This is a genomic window from Leyella stercorea (assembly GCF_021531655.1).
In genome coordinates, this window is the sequence record NZ_JADYUF010000090.1 from 1 (window position 1) to 3,933 (window position 3,933).

Consider the following 3,933-nt stretch of genomic DNA (forward strand, 5'->3'; position numbering starts at 1 on the left):
CCCCCGAACCCCTCCCCCGTAGGGAGGGGAGTGATATGCAAGGCTCCTCAAACGAATAAAAAAACAATACATCTAAATAAATATAACTCAACAAATATGCACAACCAGTCAATACATACTACTCCCCTCCCTACGGGGGAGGGGCAAGGGGGTGGGGCTTTGTGTTTGGTCTTCGCCACCAACAACAAGCACAAGCTCGACGAGATACGCTCCATACTTGGCAATCGTTTTGAAGTGTTGTCGCTGAGCGACATCAATTGCCATGCAGACATACCCGAAACAGCCAATACGCTTGAAGGCAACGCCATACAGAAAGCACGTTATGTAGTGGAGAACTACGGTTACGACTGCTTTGCAGACGACACCGGACTCGAAGTGCCGTCGCTTGGAGACGAGCCGGGCGTACATTCTGCCCGTTATGCCGAAGGCACCGACCACGACTCGGAGGCCAACATGCAGAAGCTGCTCAGCCGTCTCGACGGCAAGACCGACCGCCGTGCGCAGTTCCGCACAGTAATCTGCCTCGCCCGTAAGAACGACATAGCCGACTACATTTTATTTGAGGGCATAGTACGCGGAACCATTTCCACCGAGAAGCAGGGCACCGAAGGATTCGGCTACGACCCCATCTTCGTGCCCGAAGGCTACACAGAGTCGTTCGCACAGCTCGGTATGGACATCAAGAACGGCATTTCGCACCGTGCACGTGCCGTAGCGAAGCTCGCACAGTACCTATGTTCGGATTAATTGAAAGTTGAGAGTTGAGAGTTGGGAGTTGAGAGTTATGATATGTTTTTAAGCTTCTATTATGTCGATGTTCAATGTAAAACATCGGTAATCATAACTCTCAACTCCCAATTTTCAACTATCAACTAAAAAAAAAGGAGTCCTTTTGGCTTGCAAATGTAATCCTTTTGCTTGCCAAAAGGACTCGTTTTGCAGTCCAAAAGGACTCCTTTTACAACGCAAAAGGGCTCCTTTTGCAGACTGCCCGTTTTACGTCGTAAAAATAGTTCTCTTACAATCTGTTTGCTGTATTACTTGATAGCGTCAGCAAGCTCAGCGCCAGCCTTGAACTTGGCAACCTTCTTTGCTGCGATAGTAATCTTCTCCTTGGTAGCAGGGTTGATGCCCTCGCGTGCCGGACGCTCAGAAACGCTGAATGTACCGAAGCCGATGAGCTGGATCTTGTCACCATCAACGAGAGCGTTCTTGATTGCTTCAATTGTAGCCTCAAGAGCCTTCTTGGCATCTGCCTTGCTCAACTCAGCACCTACTGCTATCTTCTCAATTAATTCTGTCTTGTTCATAATCCTTTAAGTATTAAATTGTTTGTGAAAATTCTAATGAAAACAACTCGGAAAAAGGTGAAAATCACACGTTTGACTCCTTTCCGAAAGCAAATTTAGACTATTCCTTTCACAAATCAAACAAAAATCGGAAAAAAGTGCATAATTTAATGAAAAAAACGTCCCCCAACCCCCATTTTATGCCTGTTTACGGGGATTTTTAGTAATTTTGCCACCTGTTAATAAACAAATTGAACACATTAAAGTATGAACAACATTCCAACAGTAACACGCAACCTGCTCATCATAAACGTAGTGGTGTTTATTGCCACTTACCTGATGCAGATGATCGGTGCAGACCTCAACAGCATTCTCGGCCTGCACTTCATCCTTGCACCCGACTTCCAGGCCTATCAGCTCCTCACATACATGTTTGCCCATGGCGGATGGAGCCACATATTCTTCAATATGTTCGCCCTCTGGATGTTCGGATGCATAGTCGAACGCACATGGGGAGCACGCAAGTTCCTGTTCTATTATATCGCCTGCGGCATAGGAGCCGGACTGTTTCAGGAGCTGGCACAGATGGTACAGTTCTATCTGCTTGCCGCCGAACAGATACAGGGATTTACGCTTTCGCAGACCATGCTCGTAGTCAATGCCAACGCAATGTTCCTCAATGCGTGGACCACGGTGGGCGCTTCGGGAGCCATATACGGCATACTGCTCGCCTTCGGAATGCTCTATCCCGAAGAGCGCCTGTTCATTTTCCCACTGCCCGTACCCATCAAGGCAAAGTGGTTTGTACTCATTTATGCAGCCATTGAGCTGTTCATGGCATTCTCAACCACCGGCGACGGCGTGGCACACTTGGCACATCTCGGAGGTATGGTTGTAGGATTCTTCCTCATACGCTACTGGCGCCGCCGTCCCGACATCAACTACAACCGTCGTGGCGGACAGCAGTTCTTCGACTCTCTACGCTCGGCTTGGGAGCAACGCTCACATCGCAACGCTTCTGACTATAACCGTCAGCGCCGTGACTATGGCAACGCCACAGACCGTACAACCCAACGCCCCGAAACGGATGCCGAATACAACGAGCGCAAGCGATGGGAGCAGCAGCGCACCGACGCCATACTCGACAAGATCAGACGCTCGGGCTACGACAGTCTGAGCAACGAAGAGAAGCAATGGCTGTTTGACAAGAGCCGCAAATAAAGCCAACGCCTGCCGTAAAATATGAAGGAATTTACTTTCAGGATAATCGCCGGAGCCAACATCGCCACCATCGTGGTGATGTTGCTTATAGGCTATAGCGACCGCGTCAACCCCACTGCACACCCGCTCATAGCCAACTTAGGACTGCTTTTCCCCGTCTTCCTCGTAGCCAATCTGGCGTTTCTCGCCTTCTGGCTGATGTTCAGGGCGAGGTGGGCGCTTATTCCCGTGGCAGGACTGCTGATAGGTTTCCAGCCCATACGCATATATACGCCGTTCAACCGCAATGCCGCCACCCCCGAAGGCAGCATAAAGGTGATGTCGTACAACGTGTTCTACTTCAGCACGTGGGACGACACCGACGGGCCTTCCGAAATTCTCAGCTACATAAAGCGTCAGAATCCCGACATGCTCTGCATGCAGGAGTTCGGGTCGACGGGCCGTAAGCGCGAGATAGCCGACTCCACGCTCTCGGCATTCTATCCTCATCACGACTCTGCCGACTCTCCCGAGGGCGGCGACGAGATATGCATCTACAGCCGCTTTCCTATCGTAGGCAAGGAGAAGATAGAGTATGCGTCGAAGGGCAACAACTCGGCTGCCTTCCGTGTCGTCACCGCCAAGGACGACACAACGATAGTCGTGGTCAACCATTTTGAGACTACCGGACTCTCGCTCGACGACCGTTCGAAGTTCCATGCCATGATAAAGGGCGACATACGCAATGGCGAAGCAGAACAAGAGTCGCGCCGTCTGTGGCACAAGCTGGGCGAGGCTTCCGCCATACGCGCACCCCAAGCCGATGCCGTAGCAGAATACGTGGAGCGCCATAAGGGACAGAGCATCATACTCGTAGGCGACTTCAACGATTCGCCCATATCATACGTGCGCCGCCGGCTGGCTTCGGTGCTCAACGACTGCTACGTTGCCTCAGCCAACGGACCGGGCATAAGCTATCACTACAACGCCTTCTATGTGCGCATCGACAACATCATGTGCTCCGACCACTGGACACCATACCGCTGCCATGTGGACAACTCCATCAAGGCATCCGACCATTATCCCATCATCTGCTGGCTGAAAAAGGGGTGAGATGGTGATGTGGTGTTGTGGTGAGATTTGTTGAAGGTTGAGAGTTGAAAGTTGAAAATTGAGAGTTGAGAGCACGATATTGTAGGAAGAGAGAGTGTGTCAAAAGCCTAAACAGCACGCCCTGAAAGGGCAGAAGTTTATAGCCCAGGGCAACGCCCTGGGTATATGGTATTCAATAAACAATGCGCCCTGTAAGGGCAACTATCTGTGGCTCAATAGAGTTGCCCTTACAGGGCGACAGACTCAACAAACCTTTTCACCCAGGGCGTTGCCCTGGGCTATGGAGGAAATTGGGCTTTCAGCCCGCTTTATTTGGGTTTTGACACCCTCC

General features: G+C 50.9%; 4 protein-coding genes. 3 read left to right on the plus strand and 1 reads right to left on the minus strand.

The features are described 5' to 3' along the window. Positions 1-159 precede the first annotated feature (159 nt). Positions 160-747: a non-canonical purine NTP diphosphatase gene (locus tag I6E49_RS14000; RefSeq protein ID WP_235403089.1), complete on the plus strand. Its 588-nt coding sequence runs from the start codon at positions 160-162 to the stop codon at positions 745-747. 290 nt (positions 748-1,037) lie between these two features. Here the strand turns inward: I6E49_RS14000 and I6E49_RS14005 are convergent, their stop codons facing one another. After that, positions 1,038-1,310 (minus strand): HU family DNA-binding protein, encoded by a 273-nt coding sequence (locus tag I6E49_RS14005; protein WP_235403090.1) that lies wholly within the window; start codon positions 1,308-1,310, stop codon positions 1,038-1,040. A 246-nt stretch (positions 1,311-1,556) separates the two neighbouring features. Between I6E49_RS14005 and I6E49_RS14010 the strand changes: the two genes are divergently transcribed. Both I6E49_RS14010 and I6E49_RS14015 read left to right on the plus strand, forming a co-directional pair. Beyond that, positions 1,557-2,510: a rhomboid family intramembrane serine protease gene (locus I6E49_RS14010; protein ID WP_235403091.1), complete on the plus strand. Its 954-nt coding sequence runs from the start codon at positions 1,557-1,559 to the stop codon at positions 2,508-2,510. 21 nt (positions 2,511-2,531) lie between these two features. Then, positions 2,532-3,602 carry an endonuclease/exonuclease/phosphatase family protein gene (locus I6E49_RS14015; RefSeq protein WP_235403092.1) on the plus strand — a complete coding sequence of 357 codons (1,071 nt, stop codon included), beginning with the start codon at positions 2,532-2,534 and terminating at the stop codon, positions 3,600-3,602. Positions 3,603-3,933: the final 331 nt, after the last annotated feature.